At 53.1% G+C, this 22,380-nt stretch carries 23 protein-coding genes and 2 pseudogenes; 21 read left to right on the top strand and 4 right to left on the bottom strand.

The features are described 5' to 3' along the window. The first annotated feature begins 205 nt into the window (after window positions 1-205). The 4 genes and pseudogenes from JUE30_RS01740 to JUE30_RS01725 all read left to right on the top strand — a co-directional run bounded on the left by JUE30_RS01740 (window position 206) and on the right by JUE30_RS01725 (window position 2,460). The gene (locus JUE30_RS01740; RefSeq protein ID WP_203623345.1) at window positions 206-493 is read left to right on the top strand and encodes a hypothetical protein; all 288 of its coding nucleotides are present in this window, start codon (window positions 206-208) and stop codon (window positions 491-493) included. After that, window positions 483-827, top strand: coding sequence for a phage head closure protein (locus JUE30_RS01735; RefSeq protein ID WP_203623344.1), 345 nt, complete (start codon window positions 483-485; stop codon window positions 825-827). The genes JUE30_RS01740 and JUE30_RS01735 overlap by 11 nt, the downstream gene beginning before the upstream one ends. Before the next feature lie 2 nt (window positions 828-829). Next, a pseudogene (locus tag JUE30_RS01730) lies at window positions 830-1,138 on the top strand (HK97 gp10 family phage protein); the annotation flags it as partial. Window positions 1,139-1,400: 262 nt separating this feature from the next. Further along, window positions 1,401-2,460 (top strand): annotated as a pseudogene (locus JUE30_RS01725) (IS30 family transposase). A gap of 106 nt (window positions 2,461-2,566) precedes the next feature. Here the strand turns inward: JUE30_RS01725 and JUE30_RS01720 are convergent. Together JUE30_RS01720 and JUE30_RS01715 are read right to left on the bottom strand one after the other, a co-directional pair. After that, on the bottom strand, window positions 2,567-4,399 hold the full coding sequence (locus tag JUE30_RS01720; protein WP_203623342.1) for a DUF2075 domain-containing protein: 1,833 nt from the start codon (window positions 4,397-4,399) through the stop codon (window positions 2,567-2,569). 3 nt (window positions 4,400-4,402) lie between these two features. Continuing rightward, entirely contained in the window at window positions 4,403-4,711 is a 309-nt protein-coding gene (locus JUE30_RS01715) for a nucleotide pyrophosphohydrolase (RefSeq protein WP_057824653.1), read from the bottom strand. Between the two features lie 143 nt (window positions 4,712-4,854). Between JUE30_RS01715 and JUE30_RS01710 the strand changes: the two genes are divergently transcribed. From JUE30_RS01710 to JUE30_RS01690, 5 genes are all read left to right on the top strand, one after another. Continuing rightward, window positions 4,855-5,301, top strand: coding sequence for a transposase (locus JUE30_RS01710; protein WP_203623341.1), 447 nt, complete (start codon window positions 4,855-4,857; stop codon window positions 5,299-5,301). 415 nt (window positions 5,302-5,716) lie between these two features. Next, window positions 5,717-5,848, top strand: a complete 132-nt coding sequence (locus JUE30_RS01705) for an XkdX family protein (protein ID WP_203623340.1) — start codon at window positions 5,717-5,719, stop codon at window positions 5,846-5,848. 16 nt (window positions 5,849-5,864) lie between these two features. Then, a complete protein-coding gene (locus JUE30_RS01700; protein WP_203623339.1) occupies window positions 5,865-6,098 on the top strand; it encodes a DNA primase in 234 nt (77 codons plus the stop codon). Between the two features lie 18 nt (window positions 6,099-6,116). Beyond that, a complete protein-coding gene (locus JUE30_RS01695; RefSeq protein ID WP_203623338.1) occupies window positions 6,117-6,449 on the top strand; it encodes a phage holin in 333 nt (110 codons plus the stop codon). A 2-nt stretch (window positions 6,450-6,451) separates the two neighbouring features. Continuing rightward, complete coding sequence (locus JUE30_RS01690) at window positions 6,452-7,822, top strand: GH25 family lysozyme (RefSeq protein WP_203623337.1); 1,371 nt, start codon at window positions 6,452-6,454, stop codon at window positions 7,820-7,822. Between the two features lie 613 nt (window positions 7,823-8,435). Here JUE30_RS01690 and JUE30_RS01685 read toward each other — a convergent pair. Further along, complete coding sequence (locus tag JUE30_RS01685; protein ID WP_203623336.1) at window positions 8,436-8,576, bottom strand: hypothetical protein; 141 nt, start codon at window positions 8,574-8,576, stop codon at window positions 8,436-8,438. Window positions 8,577-8,700: 124 nt separating this feature from the next. Between JUE30_RS01685 and JUE30_RS01680 the strand changes: the two genes are divergently transcribed. The 8 genes from JUE30_RS01680 to JUE30_RS01645 all read left to right on the top strand — a co-directional run bounded on the left by JUE30_RS01680 (window position 8,701) and on the right by JUE30_RS01645 (window position 18,433). Continuing rightward, window positions 8,701-9,045 (top strand): helix-turn-helix domain-containing protein, encoded by a 345-nt coding sequence (locus JUE30_RS01680; RefSeq protein ID WP_203623335.1) that lies wholly within the window; start codon window positions 8,701-8,703, stop codon window positions 9,043-9,045. A 45-nt stretch (window positions 9,046-9,090) separates the two neighbouring features. After that, entirely contained in the window at window positions 9,091-10,257 is a 1,167-nt protein-coding gene (locus tag JUE30_RS01675) for a site-specific integrase (protein WP_203623334.1), read from the top strand. 347 nt (window positions 10,258-10,604) lie between these two features. Then, window positions 10,605-11,504 carry a glycine--tRNA ligase subunit alpha gene (glyQ, locus tag JUE30_RS01670; protein ID WP_203623349.1) on the top strand — a complete coding sequence of 300 codons (900 nt, stop codon included), beginning with the start codon at window positions 10,605-10,607 and terminating at the stop codon, window positions 11,502-11,504. After that, entirely contained in the window at window positions 11,504-13,570 is a 2,067-nt protein-coding gene (gene glyS / locus JUE30_RS01665) for a glycine--tRNA ligase subunit beta (protein ID WP_203623333.1), read from the top strand. The genes glyQ and glyS overlap by 1 nt, the downstream gene beginning before the upstream one ends. Window positions 13,571-13,694: 124 nt before the next feature. Next, entirely contained in the window at window positions 13,695-15,515 is a 1,821-nt protein-coding gene (gene dnaG, locus JUE30_RS01660; protein ID WP_125754536.1) for a DNA primase, read from the top strand. A 19-nt stretch (window positions 15,516-15,534) separates the two neighbouring features. Next, window positions 15,535-16,848, top strand: a complete 1,314-nt coding sequence (rpoD, locus tag JUE30_RS01655; protein ID WP_203623332.1) for an RNA polymerase sigma factor RpoD — start codon at window positions 15,535-15,537, stop codon at window positions 16,846-16,848. A 99-nt stretch (window positions 16,849-16,947) separates the two neighbouring features. Further along, window positions 16,948-17,655 carry a class I SAM-dependent methyltransferase gene (locus JUE30_RS01650; protein WP_203623331.1) on the top strand — a complete coding sequence of 236 codons (708 nt, stop codon included), beginning with the start codon at window positions 16,948-16,950 and terminating at the stop codon, window positions 17,653-17,655. Continuing rightward, complete coding sequence (locus tag JUE30_RS01645) at window positions 17,639-18,433, top strand: Nif3-like dinuclear metal center hexameric protein (RefSeq protein ID WP_203623330.1); 795 nt, start codon at window positions 17,639-17,641, stop codon at window positions 18,431-18,433. Before JUE30_RS01650 ends, JUE30_RS01645 begins: the two co-directional genes overlap by 17 nt. Window positions 18,434-18,484: 51 nt before the next feature. Here the strand turns inward: JUE30_RS01645 and JUE30_RS01640 are convergent, their stop codons facing one another. Next, the gene (locus JUE30_RS01640) at window positions 18,485-19,885 is read right to left on the bottom strand and encodes a C69 family dipeptidase (protein ID WP_203623329.1); all 1,401 of its coding nucleotides are present in this window, start codon (window positions 19,883-19,885) and stop codon (window positions 18,485-18,487) included. Between the two features lie 195 nt (window positions 19,886-20,080). Between JUE30_RS01640 and JUE30_RS01635 the strand changes: the two genes are divergently transcribed. From JUE30_RS01635 to JUE30_RS01620, 4 genes are read left to right on the top strand one after another with little or no spacing between them, the layout of a single operon-like run. Continuing rightward, window positions 20,081-21,001 carry a YitT family protein gene (locus JUE30_RS01635; RefSeq protein ID WP_203623328.1) on the top strand — a complete coding sequence of 307 codons (921 nt, stop codon included), beginning with the start codon at window positions 20,081-20,083 and terminating at the stop codon, window positions 20,999-21,001. Then, window positions 20,946-21,221 (top strand): 2-hydroxymuconate tautomerase, encoded by a 276-nt coding sequence (locus JUE30_RS01630; RefSeq protein WP_203623327.1) that lies wholly within the window; start codon window positions 20,946-20,948, stop codon window positions 21,219-21,221. Before JUE30_RS01635 ends, JUE30_RS01630 begins: the two co-directional genes overlap by 56 nt. Before the next feature lie 12 nt (window positions 21,222-21,233). Continuing rightward, window positions 21,234-21,581, top strand: coding sequence for a metal-sulfur cluster assembly factor (locus JUE30_RS01625; RefSeq protein ID WP_056988955.1), 348 nt, complete (start codon window positions 21,234-21,236; stop codon window positions 21,579-21,581). Window positions 21,582-21,636: 55 nt separating this feature from the next. Then, complete coding sequence (locus JUE30_RS01620) at window positions 21,637-22,377, top strand: SAM-dependent methyltransferase (protein ID WP_203623326.1); 741 nt, start codon at window positions 21,637-21,639, stop codon at window positions 22,375-22,377. Window positions 22,378-22,380 lie beyond the last annotated feature (3 nt).

Raw genomic sequence — 22,380 nt, 5'->3', positions numbered from 1 at the left:
GGATAAGCTGGTTAAAGTTGAGATGGTGTGAAGCCTCGCTTTCGTGATGGTTTTTGTCGACTCAACCTTAGCATATAGGCGCACCCAATGGGTGAAACACCAAAGCAGCGCAGTCCCGTGTGAATCGTGGGATTGCGCTGCTTTTTTGAAATTCTATGAATAATCCAGGTAGGTTAATACCGGCGGCCTTACAGGAGGTGTAGCAATGGCAGAAACAACAACAATTGACACTAGCCAGATTGCCACTGAGTTACTGAACGAACTGAACTTAGACGGTGCCGAGTTAAAGACTATTACTACGCTGGTAACTACGGCAGTTGAGATTATAAAGCGGTCAAGTGACGCCCAAGCTGATGACAGCTTGACGATACCAGCGATTAAGACACTCACACAGGCGATGTACTACGACCGGTCACTAGCCAACGGTGTGCCAAAAGGCTTGTTGATGATGCTAGTGCACTTGCAAGCTGGTGGTGATACTAATGGCAACTAACTTTAAGCCGTCAGATTTTAGTCGAACCATTGATCTCGGCTCTCCACAATCACACAGGACTGGTGCCGGCATTAATGTAACCAGCTTCGTTCCGGTTTATAGCCTGCATTTCAAACAGCAGAAGCGAACACTCACACAGCAGTACACACTTGTGGGAACACGTTTGGATAATTCAATCACCATCATAGTCCGTCATGATGCTAGAAACATTAATCAGAAACAGGCGCGCCTTTATGGTGTTGTGTATGACATTTCAGACATTAGTCCAGATGATTCAAACGATGCTATTCGTTATGACTATCTGACCCTAGTCAAAACAACCAAGGGGGTATAGCGATGGACATGGGCGAAACACTTGGAGAGTGGCTCAAAATGGTCTCTTCCGCTTCTCAGTTGTCTATCAGTGACCAAGAGAAGATTACCAAGGCTGGTGCTGATGTTTACGCCAAAAAGCTAGCTGAGACCACCAAAGAAAAACACCCAAACACTAAGGGAGACGGTGGTAAGTATGGACATTTGAGTGAGGACATCAGTAGTGCTGCAGGAGATATTGACGGCGATCATAACGGAAGTTCAACGGTTGGCTTTGGCAAGAAAGCATTCATTGCACGTTTCCTTAATGATGGGACAAAGAAGATTCATGGTGCCGCGAGCTGAGTTGGTCAATTACACATTGTTAATTAACCGCTACGCTAGGCATCTTTTATTACCTACGTCAAACTAGCACAGTTATTAACTCAGGGCCATAATACCAGATTTTGATAAAATTTTGAGATAAATTATAGACGCGCGTTTTAAAATCAAGTTAGCCACTTTTATTACGAATTTGGGACAATAAAAAACATCAAGAACAGATATCCTGTATCATTGAAGTTCCAACACAAACAATGAAAGAGGTATTGTCCTGATGCATGAACAGGATATCACACGTCGTCAACCAAGTCATCATTTGTCTCAAATGGAACGCGGTAGAATTGCAGAACTTTACGCCACCGGCACCTCCAAACGCGAAATTGCTGCCAAAATTGGCGTCTGCCATCAAACTATCAATAATGAGATTGACCGAGGGACTGTCAAGCAAGCTAAGCGCATTAATGGCAAACTAATCTATCATACGGAATATAGTCCTGAAGCTGCTCAGACGCGCTATGAGACCGCACGTCTGAATTGTCATAGGCCGGATAAATTCGCCGCTACAAGCCACTTCCTGGCCTGGTATGTTAATCAGGCCAAGACTGAACACTGGTCGCCTGATGCAGCCGTTGGCGCCGCACGGCGAGCCAAGCTATTCACCCCTGAGGAGATGGTGTGCACAACCACTTTATATCGCTACATCGATGATCAACGCTTAGAAATTCGGAACATCGATCTCGTGGAGAAGGCAAATCGGCGGACCAAGCAACACAAGAGCACTAAGCATAAGCGCCTAGCCGGCCGCAGTATTGAGAAGCGTCCTAAGGCTGTCGAACGCCGCAAGCAGTTCGGACATTGGGAGATGGATACCGTTGTCGGGAAACACAATGGCAAGGAGAGCGTCATCTTGACTCTGATTGAGCGGAAGACCCGTTGCCAACTTCTCCGACTGATCGACGGCCGAGACTCGGACTCTGTGGAGTTTGCGTTACGAGAAATCAAGCTTGAGTGGGGTGACTGTCTGCGCACGATTACCGCAGACAATGGCCCGGAGTTCTCGACTCTGAATAAGGCCTTTGAGGACACAGATACAGACATCTTCTATGCGCATTCATACACCTCATGCGATTGCGGCTCCAACGAGGCCCACAATCGCATGATTAGACGTGACTACCCAAAAGGCAAGTCGCTGGATGATGTTAGTCCCAGCCAGGTGCTGGCTACCCAAGACCGTCTTAACGGGCTTCCCCGGAAAGCTAGACTACCGTAGCCCCCAGGAGTGTTTTGAGACCGAAGTGCGCCGGACTCGGTGTTCAGCACAACACGTAAGCTAAACAATGAACCACTCATAAGATAACAGGCTGTTCTTGGGAGTGTCTCAACACCCCGGCTAACTTGTTCTTGCAATTTGGGAATTTTGAATCTCGAGTTATCCATTTTCTAATCACTCTCAGTTTTGCCATAGTCTGCGTATTGCTCTGCCACCATATCCAACGTACTTAATGTGCCTTGCGCTTTCAACAATGCTGCCTGAAGCTCAGCGTCAACAGCATAGAGATAAAGACCGTGAACCCCTCGCGTCAGAAGAACGTTCAGCTCATTCTGCAGTAACTCTTGAGAAACATCGGCTGCTCGGCCATCCTGCAATGTGCGCTTGTTCTTGGCCCGAGGATTACAACTGAATTTGGCGTCAAACACAATTCGACCATTTCTCAATTTGACGGAAGGTCCAATGATGACTCCGGCATAGTTCAAATCGAAACCTTGAATCGTGAATGTTGAGCCGACTTCCGCGATAGTCTCAGGAATTTCCGCCCACGCTAACTGTGCTGAATGAGAACGCCGCTTTGCTCCGATGAGCGGTAATTGTTTATTCCAAGGCATGGACCAGTTACCAACTCTCACGTTCCAGTAATCGCCATCTTTATCACGCTTGTTCTGAACAAATGGCCAATCAAACGTGGCAAGCATACGCGACAAGCCGCTTTCTTGGTTTTTCGCTTTTTGCTTAATTGCGGTCTGCATCTCTGCCGGATCATCGAAGACACGAATCTCGTAACCACGTTTATCCTGCTGAGGGATGGGTAGAACCTGATGTTTATGAATAAGCGCATCTAACCAGCTTTCAACCTCAGGCCCGGCTTGGACGCGAAGTTGATGTTTGAGCTGCACGAGGTTGCCTTGGGCACGTGCTTTCCTTTCAAGCTCATCTAACAGCTGATGCTCCCAATAACCATTTGTGGCAATGATCTGATTACGGTCGAAAACTGCAATCACCACCCGCGCACGACGTAATAAATCGAGCAACTGATTTGATCCTCGGTAGGTCTGTTTTCCTTGTGTCCACAACAAGTGTGCCTCGTCGACAAGCACCACATCGACCGGTTTTTCTGGAGTGTGCTGAAGAATAAAGTGGGTCGGTTTCGTCACACTGTCAGTTTTTTTAGAGGCCACCTCCAGCTTATACATGATTTGCTCGTAGACCTTCAGCTGTTCGTCATGATTGACCAACAATGCCGCATCCAAGTGAGTTTCATCCTCAGACACGATTGGCCGTCCCTGCGAATTCAATGTCTGCATCATCTCGTAGAACATGCTACTCAACAAAACGGTTTTGCCCGAACCCGCCTCACCCTCAACTAGGATCAGCTGACCAACGGTTTGATTTTGAAGTGCCGTGGCGACCCGTTCCAGAATGAGCTGCCGGGCGTCCTGCTGTTCCGGAGTGAGTTCATGAAACGGTGAGGCCTTGAAAAGGGCCGAGTCCTTGATGACATCTTCAACCGGGAATGCAGTTTTGTTCAGTTGATGTAGTTTGCGCCATATCTTGCTAAAAATGACGTTGCGCTCGTCCGAAGGATAGTACTTTCCTTGTGGATTCGTGCGTCGGTTGTTGAGGTGTTGAACGCCCCGACTCCCTGTCAAATACAGCATCAGGCGATCTTCAATATCCAAAGTCAGGGACTTATTAAAGTGTTCGTGCCCTATCACGATCATCTGGGCGTCTTGCTGCTTTTTAAGCGTCTTCCAGTCCTCGCGGTGCTCCGAGTCCGCATCCAAATGTTGCGCCGTTCGCCTGCGTATATCTGTGGTTTCGCCAACATAGGCCGTCAGCTCATTTTTCGATTCGGCATGCACAATGTAGACCGTTGGGTACTGGAAGACCAGTTCCCCCTCCCGGTTGCCCGACAGGTCTCGCTCAAGTTGGCCCAAGCTCGCTTCGTTGTAAGCGACCTCACACACTACTGGCGATGCAATCTGTTTACTCGCCATTTCTTATTCCTCGAATTTCCAGTGTCGTACTTTGTTCTTGGCCAACTTTTCCTCGATGATTTGGTTTGGATCCACACCAAGCTTCTCACACATATAGTACGTGTAGGTAAGAACATCGGCGAGCTCAAGCTTCAAGTCGTCCTTTTCCTGGTCCGACAGATCCGAATCAGAATGTTTCCACAAGAACACTTTTTCCACTTCAGAGGCTTCAATGCCCAGCGCTCGCGAAAGCGATTCCAGCGTGTGATAGTCCTGCCAACCGCGGTCATTACGGAAAGCGATGAGGTCCTCGATCACTTTTTTTGTTTCCATTGTTTGAAGTCTTCCTTCTATATGAATACCTCCATTATATCAGACTCCCTTGGCAGCGTTTTAGTTTCAACGGTAAAAAAGGGGCCTAAAATTCTTGGCGTTGATGACGATCAACACCGGAGATTATTGACCTTTTTTGGGTCGTGGAGCGCTTTAATAAGCGCCAGCAAGAACTTAAAACACTGATTGAACGTTTCTGGAAATGGTGCGACCAAGTCGATACGTTGCCGAAAGGTCAACTGGGTAAAGCCATTGCGTATGCGCAAGGTCAACGGACTGCCTTAAATCGAGTGCTGGATTACGGCGAAATCGACTTGAGTAACAACGCATCCGAACGAAACATGAAGACCTACGTGATCGGGCGGAAAAATTGGTTATTTAGTACAAGTCCCAAAGGTGCCGTGGCCAACACCATCTGGATGACAATGATTGAAACCGCCAAAGCAAATGGACTTGATCCGGTTGAGTATCTCGAGGATCTACTTCAAAAAGTGTCAGTGCTGCCAACTTTCGCAAAAAACGAACAGTTGGAGGCTTGTTTACCATGGAATATTGTCCACATTCCATCGGCAATTCAAAACCTAGCGTAACAAAGCAGAGCCCCACAATCTCAAAAAGCGAGATTGTGGGGCTCTTACATACGGTTGGTTATTAGGTGCTTACTCTTAGTTTGCAAGGCGGTCGGTTATTGGGTGCTTACCTAATAACAGACCGAATATGAATGCCAGCTTCTGGGCGATATGATTGCCTCATCAAATATGGTGAGGTGATTTTTATTGGATGGGAAGTCAGAGATTGTTCGCATCAAATTGGAAGAGAATCAACGCCGGCAGACTTGACTGGCATCTGTTTGGGAGCCTCAAAGGTATCAGCAGATGGCATTATAACGATTGACGCAGCTAGGCAGGCGGAGATTGAGGCGGAGGCTAACAAGGTAACGCCAACGGCCGAGCAGCAGCTGATCGCCACGCTAAGCCTACGGTTAGCACAACTGGAGGCGAAGTCATGAGCAGCTATGACCAGTGCGTACTGTTTTACAGCTGGGGAATTGATTTAACACCCTTTGTGCCAGTTATGCTCACCCCAGACCAATACAAGCAGATAACCGGTACTGACTACGTTGTGGCAAATAAATAACAATTGGGTGACCGTCGTGGACGAGCAAACAAAAATGCTAATGGAGATTAAAGAGGATATTGTGCAGATAAAGCAACAACTTACATCTTTGCCTACCACCGATGAAAAAGCTGAAAAAGCTTATAACGTCGGTCTTGATAACGCACGAGATATAAGCAGTTTAAAAAAGATGGTGTGGACGATTTGGGGAGTTATTGGTGGTAGCATCGGCCTTACCATCTTCGTTTATATCATTGAAAAGTTTCTATAAATAACAGGAGGTAAGCACATGAAAGACTTAATCATACAGATAGCCGTTGCGGTGATACCAATCGTGGCGGCATTCATTGGCAACGCCATCGTCAAGAATAAGCAAGCGGTAAGCCTTATTCAGGTTATACAGCCGTTGGCGGAAGCAGCGGTAGTAGCCGCAGAGCAACTAGGCGTGACCGAAGCGGTGACCGGCGCCGTAAAGAAGTCTAAGGCGATAGCAGACGTTAAAGCCGGCTTAGCTAAGCTAGGGTTTACCGCCGTTGATGAAGCAACGATAGCTAACGCCGTTGAATCAGCTTATGCAAGCATGAAGGACTTAATCGAAAGTACATACACGAAGGGGGCGTAGCTGTGAGGCTGAAAACTAAGCTAATCACGCTTGGGGTCGCCATTGCGTCCATTTCGTTCGCCGGTGTGACTGTATCCGCCGCCAAGGGAGATACTGGTGTTGACTGGTCAGTCTATCAGGGCGCAAACGGTAAGTTTGGCTATTCTGGCGATAAGTTTGTGATAGCACAGGTTGGTGGTACCTATAATGGTGCTTTTATCAATCAGTCAACGTATAATACACAGGTAGCCTCGGCGATAGCCGCTGGTAAGCGAGCACATACGTATATCTGGTATCAAGTCGGGGGTAGCACGGCGGTCGCTAAAGCGGCGTTAGACCACTTTTTGCCAATGGTACAGACGCCGAAGGGTTCCATCGTGGCGCTTGACTATGAAGCAGGTGCAAGCTCCAGCAAGGCCAATAACACGGCGGCGATACTGTACGGATTACAGCGCATAAAGGACGCCGGGTACACGCCAATGTTATACGGCTACAAGTCTTATCTGGTGGCAAATACTGATTTGGCGAATATTGCTAATACTTATCAATTATGGCTGGCGGAGTATCCTAATTATCAAGTTACTATCAAGCCAAAATATAATTACTTCCCAAGCTTTAACAACATTGGTATCTTCCAGTTTACGAGCATGTATCAGGCTGGTGGACTAGACGGTAACATTGACTTGACTGGTATCACCGATAATGGCTACGGTAAGACTACAACCAGTGACAATGGTAAGGTCACAGTAAAGCCTAAGACGTCCACACCAGCTATTAATGCTGGGGCAACAGCCAACAGGGCTACTAAGGCATCAATCACCAAAGGGACTAAGGTTAAGGTTAACCTCATCGCTAAGCATTGGGCTACTGGGCAAGCTATCCCAAGCTATGTCAAAGGCAATACTTACACTGTGGAACAGGTGAGTGGAAACAGGGTATTGCTTGCTGGCATACTAAGCTGGATTAGCAAGTCTAACGTTGAGATACTACAGACTGCTAAGCAAGCAAACACGGGTATTACCACAGTTAATCCCAGTCTTACCAATGGGGCTAAAGTGAAGGTTAACACTAGCGCTAGGGCATGGGCTAACGGCGTGGCAATACCAAGTTGGGTACACGGGCGTACTTATACAGTCCAACAAGTGAGCGGAAACAGGGTATTACTCGCGGGTATCCTAAGCTGGATTAGCAAGAGTGACGTAGAGATTTTGCAAACAACTAGGCAAGCAAACGTAGCTACTGCTAATAGTCACAGTATGTACACCGTCAAGTATGGTGACAGCTGGTGGTCAATCGCTACCGCTCATGGCATGTCAATGTACACCCTTGCTTCTCACAATGGCAAGACAATTTACAGCATGATTCACCCAGGCGACAAGCTACTAATTAGATAGCTGGTCACCGAGTACATATGTCGGCACAATTCAGTTCCAACCTTAAAGGCTTCAGCAGAGATGCTGGGGTCTTTTTGTTTTGCCTTGGTAATTTCTGGCAGTTCCCCCAGCAAAAAGCTGGTACTGTGGGCGGCTTTTCACCGCCAATAGTTTCATACACAGCCTGTCTGGAAAGCGGCGCTAAGCTCGCCATCCTTCAGCATCCAATTCCTATGTCAGTCCTGCCCGACATACCACTAGTGCGAGCTTGAGGTTTATTTGCTGTTAGGCGTGCGGTCTAGCTCGTGTGAACACCGCAAATACACTGGTTGGCTGGGTGACCCCTCGGCTTCATCGGCCGACAAAACGTTCCACCCCCACTGTTTACCCTTTATATAGTCTGGAAGGCCGTGGACGCCTAAGTGACGAGTTGAGGGTGACTAATCCTCGCGTCGGCTAGACTTTATAGCATCGGCTCCAGCTGACCACCTGACTGTTGTTTAACCGTGCGCAGGTATGCATGACACGAACATAGCAATCGTGTATACTGAGTCTGTATCAGGTGAGATACATCAGCATAGGCCCACGCCAATGGGTTGATTGCTTCAGCTATTCAGTTAGCTGACCTTGGCTGCTAAGCGTTATCACGCTTGGCGGCTTTTTTGTCGTCTTCGCAAAATTGTACAAACTGTCCAATCACGAAGGCTAGTAATGAAGCTAATACTAATGCTGCAATCGTCAGCTGATGCTCCAGAATCCAAACAAGCAATGCCATGCAATCACTTCCCTTCTCTTTGCCTATGTGATATTTTTAAGACACTGAAAGATTAACATATACTTTTGTACATGTCAATGAAAAATGTGACTTATTTTGTACACTTGAAAAGGAGGCGAAGTTTTTGACAAATATTGGTGATGAGATTAAAGAAATGCGATTGGCACGCCGCTTAACGCAAAGCGAGTTAGCAGACCGTTCGGGGCTTTCATTGTCCTCAATCAGATCATATGAACTAGGATACCGAAAACCAAAGAAAGAATCAGTCGATGCAATTATGTTTGCACTCAAGCAACAACCCGTGGTAAAAGTACCCAGTGTAGCTAGTGCCCAAGTTCATTCTCAAGAAATTGCAACAGTCGACATTGCACTGGATAACGTCAAGTATCTTTGGAAGGCAAGAGTTTTAAGCAAGCAACAAGTAAATGTTATGCGTGACTTAGTTAGGTCACTTGTGGAGTCTGACTAAGCTACCTGTCCACTACCTGCTGGCGGTGGGAAGGACGCATACGTAATGGCAAGTGTAAGCAAGTATAAGACTGGCAAGGGCATACGCTGGCGTGCTAAGGCGTACGTCGGCGAGGACCAAAAGACCGGCCGTAAGCTATACAAGACGAAGGGAGGCTATGTGACCCGCCGTGAAGCGATCATCGCGGGTAAACAACTTGAGGAAGATATTGCCGCGGGGGTACTGACGGCAGTAACCGAAAGCAAGCAGCAAAGGCTAAAGTTTAGCGACGTATACGATGAGTGGGTAAAGTCTTACATGCTGACTGTGAGAGAAAGCAGCTGGTCTAAGACACGTGACTGCTTTAACCTGCATATACTGCCTGACCTAGGCGACGTGTATGTTGACGCAATTACGCCCGCAGACATGCAAGAGGCAGTAAGCAAATGGTTTAGTGAGTCACCAGTCGCGTTTAAGCGCTATTTTGTCCACGCGAATAGAGTGCTGGAGTACGCCGAACTGCAAGGATACATCAGTCAGAACCCGGCTAAGCGCGTGATCCTACCGCGAGTACAAGACGCAGTGGGCAACGTTGATGACTTCTGGGATAGGCATCAGCTAGAGCTGTTCTTCGACTGTATAAACCCCGAGCGTGAGTTACACAAGTATGTCCTTTTTCGCATACTAGCCTACGCCGGGTTAAGAATCGGCGAAGTACTCGCGTTGGACTGGAACGATATAGACTTCGTTAAGCACACTATTAGTGTCAATAAGACTGTATCGCTTGGACTGCATGGGCGCCTGATGGTAAACCCGCCTAAAACACGTGCAAGCCGGCGTGAAGTACCTATTGATGGTGGGACGGTCGACTGGCTTAAACGCTGGCGTGTTGAACAGCCTGACTATATCTATTCAGACGCTAAGTACTCTGCACAGCATCAGCTGCTGTTTACCACCAAGACCGGTAACCGTCTGAGGGTAGACAAGCCAAGGCAATGGCTAAGTAACATTATTCGTAGCAACAACCTCACGCCGAGCATATCACTCCACAAACTTCGCAAGTCTTACATTTCCAACCTGCTGATTGCTGGGGTTGCTGTCAGCACTGTGCAGAAGATGGTAGGCCACACGGACCCACGTATAACCTTGCAAATATACGCACGTGTCCACAAAGAGCAGGAGGTTGAAGCGGCTGAGCGACTTGCAAATTATCTAAAAACTGGCAAAAAATAACCGCTGTGAGCCTAGGGCCGCAAGAGATAGAAAAGGGTGAGAGGACATGAGAGAGGACATGGCGAAAAGCAGACACTTTAGCAGTTTTCATGGCGAAAACTTGACGGTATATCAACGAATGCTATACTGATAACAACATAGCGGTGATGAGAAAAAGGGCTGTGCGTGGTGGTGACAGCGAGTGAGGGAGAGTGTGAGCCTCACCGAAGTACGGACAGTTGGCGTTTTTGAGCCAGCACAATGAAGGGCAAGCTTTCGGGCTTGAAGTAGGGTGGAACCGCGCGCAAGCGTCCCTATGCTGATTTTGGCATAGAGGCGCTTTTTTCATGACCAGAAAAGAGGAAGCAATGACCAAGAAAATGAGTGTCCAGAAAATGATTCAGACCCTGCAAAACTTCTGGGCTGACAAGGGCTGCATGCTGATGCAGGCCTATGACACAGAAAAAGGGGCCGGCACCATGAGTCCTTACACGTTCCTGCGCGCCATCGGCCCGGAGCCTTGGGCCGCGGCGTATGTTGAGCCGTCCCGGCGGCCGGCTGACGGCCGCTACGGGGAAAACCCGAACCGCTTGTATCAACACCACCAGTTCCAGGTCGTGATGAAGCCGTCGCCGGAGAATATTCAGGACTATTACCTGGATTCGCTGCGCGCTTTGAACATCGACCCGCTCGAACACGACATTCGCTTTGTTGAAGATAACTGGGAGAACCCGTCAATGGGCTGCGCCGGAGTTGGCTGGGAAGTTTGGCTTGACGGCATGGAAGTCAGCCAGTTTACCTACTTCCAAGTCGTCGGCGGCCTTGAAGTGTCACCGGTGACCAGCGAGATCACCTATGGGGTGGAGCGCCTGGCGTCCTACATTCAGGACGTGAATTCGGTGTTCGACCTCGAATGGGGCGACGGTGTGCTGTACGGCGACATTTTCAAGGAACCGGAATACGAGCACTCCAAGTACTCATTTGAGGAATCCGACCAGGACATGCTGCTGAAGTTCTTTGATGCGTACGAAAAGGAAGCCTGGCGCTTGATGGATCTCGGCCTGGTGCACCCGGCCTATGACTACATCTTGAAGTGCAGCCACACCTTCAACCTGTTGGATGCGCGCGGCGTGGTTTCGGTCACCGAACGGGCCGGCTATCTCAGCCGAATTCGCAAGATGGCGCACAAGGTCGCCCGGGCGTTTGTTGAAGAGCGCAAGAAGCTGGGCTTCCCGCTTTTGAAGCACCAGGTAGAGGAGGCAGACTAATGGCAACATACTTACTAGAAATCGGCTTGGAGGATATGCCCGCCCATGTGGTCACCCCAAGCGTGACCCAATTCGCGCAAAAAGCCGGCCAGTTTCTCAAGGACAACCACCTGGATTATGAAACGATCAACACCTATTCCACCCCGCGCCGCCTGACGATCGAAGTGTTGGGTCTGGCGGCCAAGCAGGCAGACACCGAAGAAGACGTCAAGGGCCCGGCCAAGAAAATCGCGCAGGACGCAGCCGGCAATTGGAGCAAGGCCGCCATCGGTTTCACGCGCGGTCAGGGGATGACCGTTGATGACATCGAGTTCCGCGAACTGAAAGGCGTCGAGTACGTTTACCTGCACAAGCAGACAGCTGGCAAGCCCGCGTCAGCGATTTTGCCTGGGCTGGTCGACGTGATCAAGGGTCTGACTTTCCCAACCCGCATGAAGTGGGGCAGCTACGATTTCGAGTATATCCGGCCCATTCACTGGCTGGTTTCGCTGCTTGATGACCAGGTGGTGCCGATGCAGCTGCTGGATATCAAGGCCGGCCGCCGCACCCAAGGTCACCGCTTCCTTGGCCATCCGGTCGACTTGAAGCAGGCCAGCGATTATGTTGAAGCCCTGCGCGGTGAAAAGGTGCTGGTGGATGCCGACGAGCGCAAGGCGTTGATCAAAGCCCAAATTGCCAAAATCGCCACGGATAACCAGTGGCAGATCGATCTGGATCAAGATTTGCTGGAAGAGGTCAACAACCTGGTTGAATGGCCAACCGCCTTTGCGGGCCGTTTTGACGAGAAATACCTCGACATTCCAGAAGCCGTGTTGATCACCTCGATGAAGGATAACCAGCGCTACTTTTACGCCCGCGATCAAGCAGGCAAAATGGTCAACGCCTTCATCGGGGTCCGCAACGGCAACGCCGATCACCTCGACAATGTGATCCGGGGGAACGTCAAGGTCCTAACGGCACGCCTGGAAGACGCCGCGTTCTTCTACGCGGAGGACCGCAAGAAGACGATCGCCCAGTTTGTGGATCGCCTGAAGACCGTCAGCTTCCACGACAAGATCGGGTCGATGACGGAGAAGATGGCGCGCGTGAAGACCATTGCCGGGCTGCTGGCCGATCACGTGGGCCTTGCAGACGCCGACAAGCAGAAGCTGCTGCGGGCGGCTTCAATCTATAAATTTGACCTAGTCTCGGCCATGGTCGGCGAATTTGCCGAGCTGCAAGGGGTGATGGGCGAGGTCTACGCCACCTTGGCCGGGGAGGACCCGGCCGTCGCGCAGGCGATTCGCGAACACTACGAACCGATTTCAGCGGACGGGGCACTGCCGCAGTCAACTATCGGCACCTTGCTCGCGATTGCCGATAAGCTCGACTCCGTGATGAGCTTCTTTGCTGTTGACCTGATCCCGACTGGCTCAAACGACCCTTACGCGCTGCGCCGTCAGGCATACGGCATCGTCCGGATGGTGGCCGCACAGCACTGGCAGTTCGATGTGTCCGCACTGCAGAAACAGGTCGTCGCGCAGCTGACCCAAAATGATCAGCTGGCCGGCCTCGACTGGGGGAAGAATCAGGCCGCCGTCACTGACTTTTTCCGCGACCGCGTGGGGCAGTTCCTGGGCACCGGCAAAATCCGTCACGACATCTTGGACGCCGTGCAAAACGCCCCAACAGTCGACCTCACGGGGATGATCGACGCCGCCAAGATCCTCACTGCACATCAGGACGATCCTGACTTTAAGGCGACCATGGAAGCACTCGGCCGCGTGCTGCGGATTGCTGACAAGGATCCACAAAATGTGGCGGTCAACGTGGCGTTGTTTGAAAACAGCACCGAAAAGGCGCTCCACGACGCCGTCAGCACGGTCAAGGCTGACTTTGAGGCCCAGCCGAGTGAGGCGAATTACCAGGCGCTGCGCGGGCTAACCGCGGTCATCACCGATTACTTTACCGAAACGATGATCATGGCTGACGATAAGCAGGTCCGCACCAACCGCTTAGCCGAGCTGACCGGGCTGGCCAGCCTCATTCATCAGTTTGGCGACATCACCGCCGTCATCGTTAAATAGCTTGCTTTTCCGCGGCACACCGGCTATACTTTAGCTTGTATTAGTCTGTCGTAAATGGCAAAAACGAAGTCGCATTTCAACCTTGAAGTGCGACTTTTTACCGCTATGGGAGGGAGGATCGCGAATGGCTCGAATCCCGAAAGAAGTGATCGATCAGGTCCGCACGACCGTGAATATTGCCGATTACATCGGCCAGGTCGTGCAACTGCGCAAGCAAGGCCAAAATCTGTTCGGCTTGTGCCCGTTTCAGGCTGAGCACACCCCCTCGTTTTCGGTGTCGGAAAGCAAGCAGCTGTTTAAATGTTTCTCCTGCGGGCGCGGCGGCAATGTGTTTGATTTCGTCATGCAGTATGACCATGTCACCTTTCCTGAAGCCGTGGCCAAGGTCGCGGCGTTTGCCAACATCCCGCTTGGCGTGACGGTGACCCCAACGCGCCAGCCGGAAGACCCGGCGAAGACGCGGCAAAAGCAACTGCTGCGCGAAGTGACCGACATGATGCACCACCTGCTGGTCAACACTAAGGGTGGCGAGCCCGCGCTGGCGTATCTCACAAACCGGGGACTGAGCCAGGCTACCATCGATCACTTCGAAGTCGGGTACGTGCCCGCCGACCGGAGCTTGATGAAGAAATTTTTGGACAGTCGCGATGTCAGTTACGACGAAGAGCGCGCCTCTGGGCTGTTCGTCGAGGATGATCAAGGGCACCTGTTTGATCGCTTCAACGATCGCGTCATGTTCCCGCTGAAAGATGCGTACGGCGACGTGATCGGATTTTCCGGGCGCATCCTCACCAAAGAGGCCAGTCAGGCCAAGTACCTGAACAGCCCCGAAACCGCCTTGTTCAACAAACGTGACGTGCTGTTCAATCTCGATCAGGCCAAAAATGCGTTCAAGGAAAGCGGCGCGCTGCTGTTTGAAGGGTTCATGGATGTGATTGCGGCCTACCAGGCGGGGGTGCCAAACGGCATTGCCTCAATGGGCACGAGTTTGACGCAGGAGCAGGTCGGCATCATTAGCCGCCAGACTAAGCGACTCACGATTTGTTACGACGGTGATGCACCTGGCCAAAGCGCCGCAGACCGCGCCCTGGCACTGGTAAAAGACCACCCGCAGCTGCAAGTGGGCGTGGTGGTGCTGCCTGATGGTCAAGACCCGGATGACTTCATCCAGGCCAAGGGCGCTGAGGCGTTTGCCAAGCAGGTCCAACACACGCTGACGCCAATTGGCTTTCGCCTGAACTACCTGGTGCAAGACCGTGATTTGACCGCCGACCAGGATAAGCTGGCGTACATCGATGCGGCTCTCAAGGAAATTGCCCAGGAAAGGGAGCCGGTCGCGCAGAGCCTGTACCTCAAACAGGTGAGCGATTTGACCGGGGTCCCGGCCGAAACCTTGCGCCAGCAGCTGCCATCAATCAACCCAAAGCCGGCCACTAGCGAAGACTGGGGTACCCCGCCACCGCCGCCGGAGGACTTTGGCCAGCAGGCGGCCGCGCCGCCGGTTGCCGCGCCACATTACGACCGGTTTGAAAAGGCCGAACGCCAGCTGCTTCAGCTGAGTTTCCACCAGTCAGCTGTGGCCACGCGGCTTCATCAAACTGACTTCCAGTTTCCTGATGCCGTGTACCAGCAGTTGTTTGATGCTTGGGTCGCGTACGCCAAAAGCGACCCGTCACCCACGGTCGCCGGATTTATCGATACTTTGGATCCAGCAACCAGTCCCACGGTCGCGACCCTCGAGTTTGAGGATCACCCTGAAACGGATGATGACGGCGTCACTGCGCTGATTCAAGCGATCGCGCAGGGCGGCGTCAAACGATCGCTTCAGGCCGTGAAGCAGCAATTGGCCCAGGCGCAGCAGCTTGGCGATAACGCCACTGTTGACGCGTTGTTAGATAAGTATATTCAGCTGCAGCGTCAGCTTAAGACTGCAGCTGAAGAATGAAGTTATAGGAGGCACTTTTATGGCTGAAAAAGAAACTGCAAAGAAACAAACCATCAAGAAGACGACTGAGGCCAAACCAGCCGCCAAGCGCACGGCCAAGAAGGCGCCTGCTTCCAGCACCAAAGCTACCACCGCGGCGGCGAAAAAAACCGTCACCAAGGCAGCGACTAAGTCCACTGCCAAAAAGCCGGCGGCAAAAAAGGCATCAGCCAAGGAAACTAGTGCTAAGCCGACTGCCGCAGAGACCAAGAAATACGATGCAGCAGTCAAAAAGGTGATCAAGGACTACAAGAAAGATAAAGAAATCACCAACGAAGAGCTGGTCAAGCAAATCGTCAAGCCGTTTGCGCTGAAGAGCGAAGCCGTCGATGACCTGATGCAGCAGCTTGAAGACAACGGGATTTCCATTGTCGACGAAAACGGCGATCCGGCCGAAGCCAGCTTGAAGAAGGAAAAGCCGGTTTCCAAGAAGGCTTTATCTGACATGTCGGCACCGACTGGCGTCAAGATCAACGATCCGGTGCGCATGTACCTGAAGGAAATCGGCCGCGTGCCGCTTTTGACGGCGGACCAGGAAGTCGATTTGGCCCTAAAGATCGAGCAAGGTGATCAGGAAGCCAAGCAGCGGCTGGCCGAAGCAAACCTGCGGCTGGTCGTGTCCATCGCCAAGCGCTATGTTGGGCGGGGGATGCAGTTCCTGGATCTGATTCAGGAAGGGAATATGGGTTTGATGAAGGCCGTCGAGAAGTTTGACTACCGCAAGGGCTTCAAGTTCTCGACTTACGCGACTTGGTGGATCCGTCAGGCCATTACCCGTGCCATCGCCGATCAGGCCCGCACGATTCGCATCCCGGTCCACATGGTCGAAACCATCAACAAGCTGATTCGCATCCAGCGCCAGCTGCTCCAAGACCTCGGGCGTGAACCAACGCCGGAGGAAATCGGGGCTGAGATGGATATGCCGACCGAGAAGGTGCGCGAAATCCTGAAAATCGCGCAAGAGCCAGTTTCCCTTGAAACGCCAATTGGGGAAGAGGATGACTCCCACCTGGGCGACTTCATCGAGGATGACAACGCGACCTCGCCAGAGGATCACGCCAGCTACGAACTGCTGAAGGAGCAGCTAGAAAACGTGCTTGACACGCTGACTGACCGTGAAGAAAACGTGCTGCGTCTACGCTTCGGCCTCGACGATGGCCGCACCCGCACGCTGGAAGAAGTCGGCAAGGTCTTCGGCGTCACGCGTGAGCGGATCCGGCAGATCGAGGCCAAGGCCCTGCGCAAGCTGCGCCACCCGAGCCGCTCCAAGCAGCTCAAGGACTTTTTGGAATAGCAATCAATGCGCTGGCTGCGGCCGGCGTTTTTGTTTGCCAGCGAAAGCAGTGCTGGTTCGTGTATACTAGACTCATCCAATACCCAAAGGAGTTTGATCATGTCACCCATTCACTTATCAAAGCGCCTCGCCCATTTGGCGGCGTTGAACAACGACGGCCGCCGCATCGCCGACATCGGCACCGACCACGCCTATCTCCCCATCTATCTCGCCCAAACCGGCCAGATCGACTTTGCCGTCGCCAGCGACATTGGGGCGGGCCCGGTTGCGATTGCCAAGGCTAACATTCATGACGCCGGACTGGTTGACCGCATCGTGGTCCGGCAAGCAGACGGCTTGGCGGGCCTGACGGCGGCAGACGCCTTAGACACAATTTACATCGCCGGGATGGGCGGGCAACTGATCGAGTCAATCATTGACGCCGGGATGGAGCACCTGGATGGCACCGAGACGTTGATTCTCGGGCCCAATCGTGACGCCGAAGGACTGCGCCGCTTTTTGGCGGCGCACGAGTTTGGCATTTTGGATGAGGACCTGGTGGCAGACGCCGGCCACGTCTATCCGCTGATGAGTGTCGGCCAGACCCGGCCGCAGGTGCCTTACACCGAAGCGGACCTAATTTTGGGGCCGGTGCTGCGGCGCAAGCGCAGCGCGCTGTTTGTGCAACAGTTGGCACTGGACATTGAAAAGACGGAAGCAGTCCTGCAGGGGCTGGCCAATGCCAGCGCTGTGCCGAAAGCCAAAATTGCGGCGGAGCAGGCGCGCCTGGCGCTGTTGAAGGAGGAAAGCCATGCTGAGCGGAAATGATATCATTACCCAATTCGAACAGTTTTCCCCGCAGACCCTGGCGGTGCCGGGGGACCCGGTTGGCATTCAGATCGGCGACGGCACGCGCGCCGTTCACACGGTACTGGTGACACTGGACGTGCGCCCGGAAGTGGTCGATGAGGCCATCGCGCTGAACGCGGATATGATTTTTGCCCATCATCCGGCGGTGTTTCACGCCCCGCGGAATCTGAACTACGCCGATCCGCAAAATGCCATGTACGGTGAACTCGCCAAGCATGATATTTTAGTTTACGCGGCGCACACCAACCTAGATCGGGCCAACGGTGGGATGAACGACTGGCTGGCGGAAGCCATGCATCTGACCGATGTGAAGCCGTTTATTGAGGCCGGCGATGAGGCGAACATGGGCCGAGTCGGCGAGCTGAAGACGGCAACCACGGTCGAGGCGTTTGCCCGGGAACTGAAAAGCATCTTTAACGTTGACGGCTTGCGCGTGATTGCCGATGATCTGACGCTGCCGGTGCAAACGGTGGCAGTTGTCGGTGGCGACGGCGGCCAGTTTTATCCGGATGCCCTGAAGGCCGGCGCCGATGTGTTCGTCACCGGTGATGTCTATTACCACACCGGCCACGACATGCTGGCGCATCACTTGCCGGTGATCGACCCTGGCCATCATATCGAATCCATTATGAAAAATAAGGTACGCGAGCTGCTGATCGGCTGGGCCGAGCAGAACAACTGGCCGCTGCACGTGGTGGCGTCGACGCTGAACACCGATCCGTTTACCTTTATCTGACTATGCAAACAAGGCGCCTTCTGCAATTGCAGGAGGCGCCTTTGAGTTGCATTAAAGCTGGTCGTCGGTGTTGAAGTTCAACGGGCTGAGGTCGGCCGACTCTTGAAGCAGCCGCGCGGTGAAGGCTTGCCAAGCCTGTTTAGCAATTGCTGCATTGGCCGCGCTCGCGCTGGTGGCCAGCACTGCCAAATCAGGGGCAGTATTCGCTTGGGCATCGGTTTGGGCGATATTGGCAAGCAGCTTTGCGTGCGTGGCTGTCTGAGTTTGCTGCAGTGCCTGCTGGAAGTGCCAGTAGTGGGCGTCGATCAAGACGCTGGCAAGCTTGTACTGCCAGTACGCGGAATCCGATCTGGGCGGCAGGGCGCCGACTTGGTAGTCCAAAGGCGTGGTGGTGGTGCCGGCAAAAAACGGGACGAACTGGCTTTCTGCGGCCACGCCCATGGCCTGCCAGTGGATGCCCGCCAGCTCCTCGGGCAGATTCGGCCGCAGCTGCAGCACGTGGCTTTCCTGGGTGCGGGCTAGGCTGATTGGGCGGAAACGATGTGGCGCAGCAGCGCTGGGATCGACCGGATCGTACGGCGTCTCCTCAAAGTGCCCGCCAAGCACGCGAAAGGCATCATCCACATGCAGCAACTGGTCAGGCTTGAGGGTGAACGGCAGGTCATCTGTCGGGCCACTGACGCGGCTAGGAGTTAGGCGACGCTGGCCGTCCCACACCCGCGCCGTGTTGTAGGTGCGGTCAAACGGCGTATCGGTGCCGAAGAGGCGGCGGAAATTAAACGGCGTGCCCGGTTTCCACAAATGGTGAGCTTCGGCGAAGGCGGCAAGCCCGGGGCTGGTGAAGTAGTCGGCACTGTCAAAATCGATCACTTCAATGCTCAGCTGGTTGGCGACAACGGCATAGCTGTCATCCGGGATACGCTCGGCTACCCAGTGGTGGCCCGAGCCGATTTCCATGTACCACGCCTCGTCGTGATCGGCAAACAGCACGCCATTGGCTTCATCGGTGCCTTGCGCGGAGATAATCTCACCCAGCCGCTTGACGCCTTCTCGCGCCGAGTGGCAATAGGGCAGGACCACTGTCACCATGGCTTCTTCCAAGATGCCGTCGGGCACGAACGGATCGCCGGCCAGCACCCGGGCGTTCGCGTAGGCACTTTCGGTGGCGCTCATCGCGACGCCGACTTGGTTGATGCCGGCTTCTTCAAACAGGCCGTACTGATCGGTCCATTCCGGGGTGGCGGTGTACTTCAACGCATGCGCGGGCAAGGAAAGCGTGAACCCGTTGGCTTTGGAGGTAAACGGCACCGGATCTGCGCCGTTTGTTTCCGGATGAACGACGAGGTGCTTGGGCCAGGCGGCTTTTGAGTCCTCATTGCGGCCAATCATGACGCTGCCGTCAGCGGTCGCTTTTTTGCCAATCAAAATACTGGTGCAAGATGAACGTGTCATAGTTTGTTTCCTTTCTTTGTTCACAAATCAAGAACACATGGGTACGAGTTGCGGGTTTGTGCTTATTATACCCGAAAACGCGCAGTAGGGGCTGTATTTTCGTCAGTTCTCCGTGTATTCTAGGAGGGATGAAACGCCTCGGGCAGGCCATTTCTTGCACGGGTGTTGATAAATTGTGAACAGGTAGGCAGAAGCATGGCAAAACTCACGAAGTTTGTTCAGCACGACACCTTGACGAAAATCGGCGTGGCCCTGGTCAGCGGCCTGTTAACGGCAATCGCCTTGAACTTTTTTCTCACCCCGGCACAGGTGTTTCAGGCCGGCGCGACCGGACTGGCCCAGCTGATTTCGATTTTTCTTCATCGCCTGGGTGTGTCAAGCGGTGATTTGACGGGCTGGTTCAATCTTCTGATCAACATGCCGATTGCTTATCTTGGCTGGCGCAAGTTGGGACGCAGTTTCACCTTGTTCAGTATTCTCAATATTTTGATTATTTCTGGCTTCACCATTGTGCTGCCGGTGCAGGCGCTCACCAACGACCCGCTGATGAATTCGATTTTCGGCGGCGTTTTGACCGGCGCGGCGGTCGGCATTGCGTTGCGCTACGGGTTTTCGACCGGCGGGTTCGATATCCTGTCGATGTACCTGTCGAAAACCACCAGAAAGTCGGTTGGCTGGCTGATGTTCGGCATCAACTTGATTATTGTTCTGATCGCCGGGTTTGGTCTGCAGTGGGAAAGCGCGCTGTACACGATCATCTCGATTTACTGCATGACGCGTGTGGTCGACATGATTCACACGTCGAACCAGAAAATCACGGCGATGATCGTTACCGAGCATCCGGATGCGGTGGTGGCGGCGGTATCAGCCCGGCTGATCCGCGGCATCACCGTGATTCCCAGCCGCGGCGGCTTTTTGCACCGGCCGAACACGACCCTGATGATCGTGATCACGCGCTACGAACTGTACGACCTCACTCAGGCGACGTTGGGCGCTGATCACCAGGCCTTCATCGATATCTTGAACACGGTCGATGTAGTGGGCGAATTTCTCACTTCGGATGAGCAAGACGCCAAGCGGCGGGCACCTGTTCAAGCGCCGCAATCTCGGGTATAATTTGGGCAAGAAGCAAACACTAAGGAGTGATCACATGCCATTAGTCCACATTGATCTGTTAGCAGGCCGGACCCCGGAGCAGTTGGCCAAAATGTGCCAGGACGTGACGGCTGCCATTGCCAAGAACACTGGCGCCCCCGCTGAGCACATCCACATCGTGCTTAACGAGATGACGCCGGATCATTATGCGGTTGCTGGGACCTTGAAGGCCAACGAGTAGGAGGCCATGACCATGGCTGATGAGAAAACCACCACGCCTGAGGAAGACGCATACTTTGCCAAAATGAAAAAGGCGATCGTCAAGGCGCTCGAAGGGGTGATCGACCCTGAGCTCGGCGTCGACATTGTCAACTTAGGGCTGATTTACGGCGTTGACCTCGACGATGTCGGGCACTGCGACGTGGAAATGACCCTCACGACCATGGGGTGCCCGCTGACCACGATGCTGGATGACAGCATTCATGAGGCGCTGCTTGCCGTCCCGGGCATCACTTCCGTCGACATTCACTTAGTTTGGTACCCGCAGTGGGGTCCGGAACGCATGAGTCGTTACGCGAAGATGGCGCTGGGAATCCACTAAGCAATTGTGAAGCCGCTGGTGATTCAGCGGCTTTTTCATTGGCAGGGAGGCTGCTTTGGACTACTGGGTGAAACTTAATCAATTGGCCAAGCGTATGCCGACCCCTGACATTCAGGCGCAGATGGTGGCCATCACGGCCTTTCGTGAGGCGGTCGCCAAACGCCAGCTGCCCGCCCGGCCGTTGCCTCGGCTCGGACTGAGCGGCGAGGCGATGGCCGAGGCACAATACCGCTTCGCCGTTCCACTGGCGGCGGTGAGCGCCACGGATCATCTGCTGCGCAACTTTCGTCAGTACATTGCTTATCATTATGGCATGTGGGCCTTCGTCCAGCAGACCTTGTTTGCCGAGTGGACGGCGCTGTTTGGCCCCAGACGTTATCTGGAGGTGGCCGCGGGCAACGGCTATGTCAGCTGCGGTTTGCGGCAGGCTGGCAACCAAGTGATCGCGTCTGACAGTCTGACCTGGCAAGGGGAAAACGTGACCGGGCGCACGCCGCTGCTGCCGGTCCACCGCGCCGGCGCCAGTGCGGCTTTGTGGCGGTGGGGCGATCAGGTCGATGCGGTGGTCATGGCCTGGTCCCCGGATCACGAATGGAGCGACGCGGCCTTCTTAAAGCTGCTGCGCGCGCGGTTTGCCGGGCTCGACTTGTTTGTGATCGGTGAGCGCTTTGGTGCGACCAACAGCCGGCTTTTTTGGCAGCTTGCTGAATTCGTACCTGACCGCCGTCTGCTGCCGCTCAACCGGGCGTTTCCCCGGTTTGACGCCATCAACGACCGCATTTACTTGATTCGATAGAAA

This window comes from Lacticaseibacillus sp. 866-1, assembly GCF_016861825.1.
Taxonomy (GTDB): Bacteria; Bacillota; Bacilli; order Lactobacillales; family Lactobacillaceae; genus Lacticaseibacillus.
Note: the sequence above shows the minus strand (reverse complement) of the source record. Positions and strands in the feature narration are given on the sequence as shown.

Bases quoted from the DNA above. Each gene is read 5' to 3' on its own strand.
- JUE30_RS01740 (WP_203623345.1), top strand. From the start codon at position 206: ATGGCAGAAACAACAACAATTGACACTAGCCAGATTGCCACTGAGTTA.
- JUE30_RS01735 (WP_203623344.1), top strand. From the start codon at position 483: ATGGCAACTAACTTTAAGCCGTCAGATTTTAGTCGAACCATTGATCTC.
- JUE30_RS01720 (WP_203623342.1), bottom strand. From the start codon at position 4,399: ATGGCGAGTAAACAGATTGCATCGCCAGTAGTGTGTGAGGTCGCTTAC.
- JUE30_RS01715 (WP_057824653.1), bottom strand. From the start codon at position 4,711: ATGGAAACAAAAAAAGTGATCGAGGACCTCATCGCTTTCCGTAATGAC.
- JUE30_RS01705 (WP_203623340.1), top strand. From the start codon at position 5,717: ATGAGCAGCTATGACCAGTGCGTACTGTTTTACAGCTGGGGAATTGAT.
- JUE30_RS01695 (WP_203623338.1), top strand. From the start codon at position 6,117: ATGAAAGACTTAATCATACAGATAGCCGTTGCGGTGATACCAATCGTG.
- JUE30_RS01685 (WP_203623336.1), bottom strand. From the start codon at position 8,576: ATGGCATTGCTTGTTTGGATTCTGGAGCATCAGCTGACGATTGCAGCA.
- JUE30_RS01675 (WP_203623334.1), top strand. From the start codon at position 9,091: ATGGCAAGTGTAAGCAAGTATAAGACTGGCAAGGGCATACGCTGGCGT.
- glyQ (WP_203623349.1), top strand. From the start codon at position 10,605: ATGACCAAGAAAATGAGTGTCCAGAAAATGATTCAGACCCTGCAAAAC.
- glyS (WP_203623333.1), top strand. From the start codon at position 11,504: ATGGCAACATACTTACTAGAAATCGGCTTGGAGGATATGCCCGCCCAT.
- dnaG (WP_125754536.1), top strand. From the start codon at position 13,695: ATGGCTCGAATCCCGAAAGAAGTGATCGATCAGGTCCGCACGACCGTG.
- rpoD (WP_203623332.1), top strand. From the start codon at position 15,535: ATGGCTGAAAAAGAAACTGCAAAGAAACAAACCATCAAGAAGACGACT.
- JUE30_RS01650 (WP_203623331.1), top strand. From the start codon at position 16,948: ATGTCACCCATTCACTTATCAAAGCGCCTCGCCCATTTGGCGGCGTTG.
- JUE30_RS01645 (WP_203623330.1), top strand. From the start codon at position 17,639: ATGCTGAGCGGAAATGATATCATTACCCAATTCGAACAGTTTTCCCCG.
- JUE30_RS01640 (WP_203623329.1), bottom strand. From the start codon at position 19,885: ATGACACGTTCATCTTGCACCAGTATTTTGATTGGCAAAAAAGCGACC.
- JUE30_RS01635 (WP_203623328.1), top strand. From the start codon at position 20,081: ATGGCAAAACTCACGAAGTTTGTTCAGCACGACACCTTGACGAAAATC.
- JUE30_RS01630 (WP_203623327.1), top strand. From the start codon at position 20,946: ATGAGCAAGACGCCAAGCGGCGGGCACCTGTTCAAGCGCCGCAATCTC.
- JUE30_RS01625 (WP_056988955.1), top strand. From the start codon at position 21,234: ATGGCTGATGAGAAAACCACCACGCCTGAGGAAGACGCATACTTTGCC.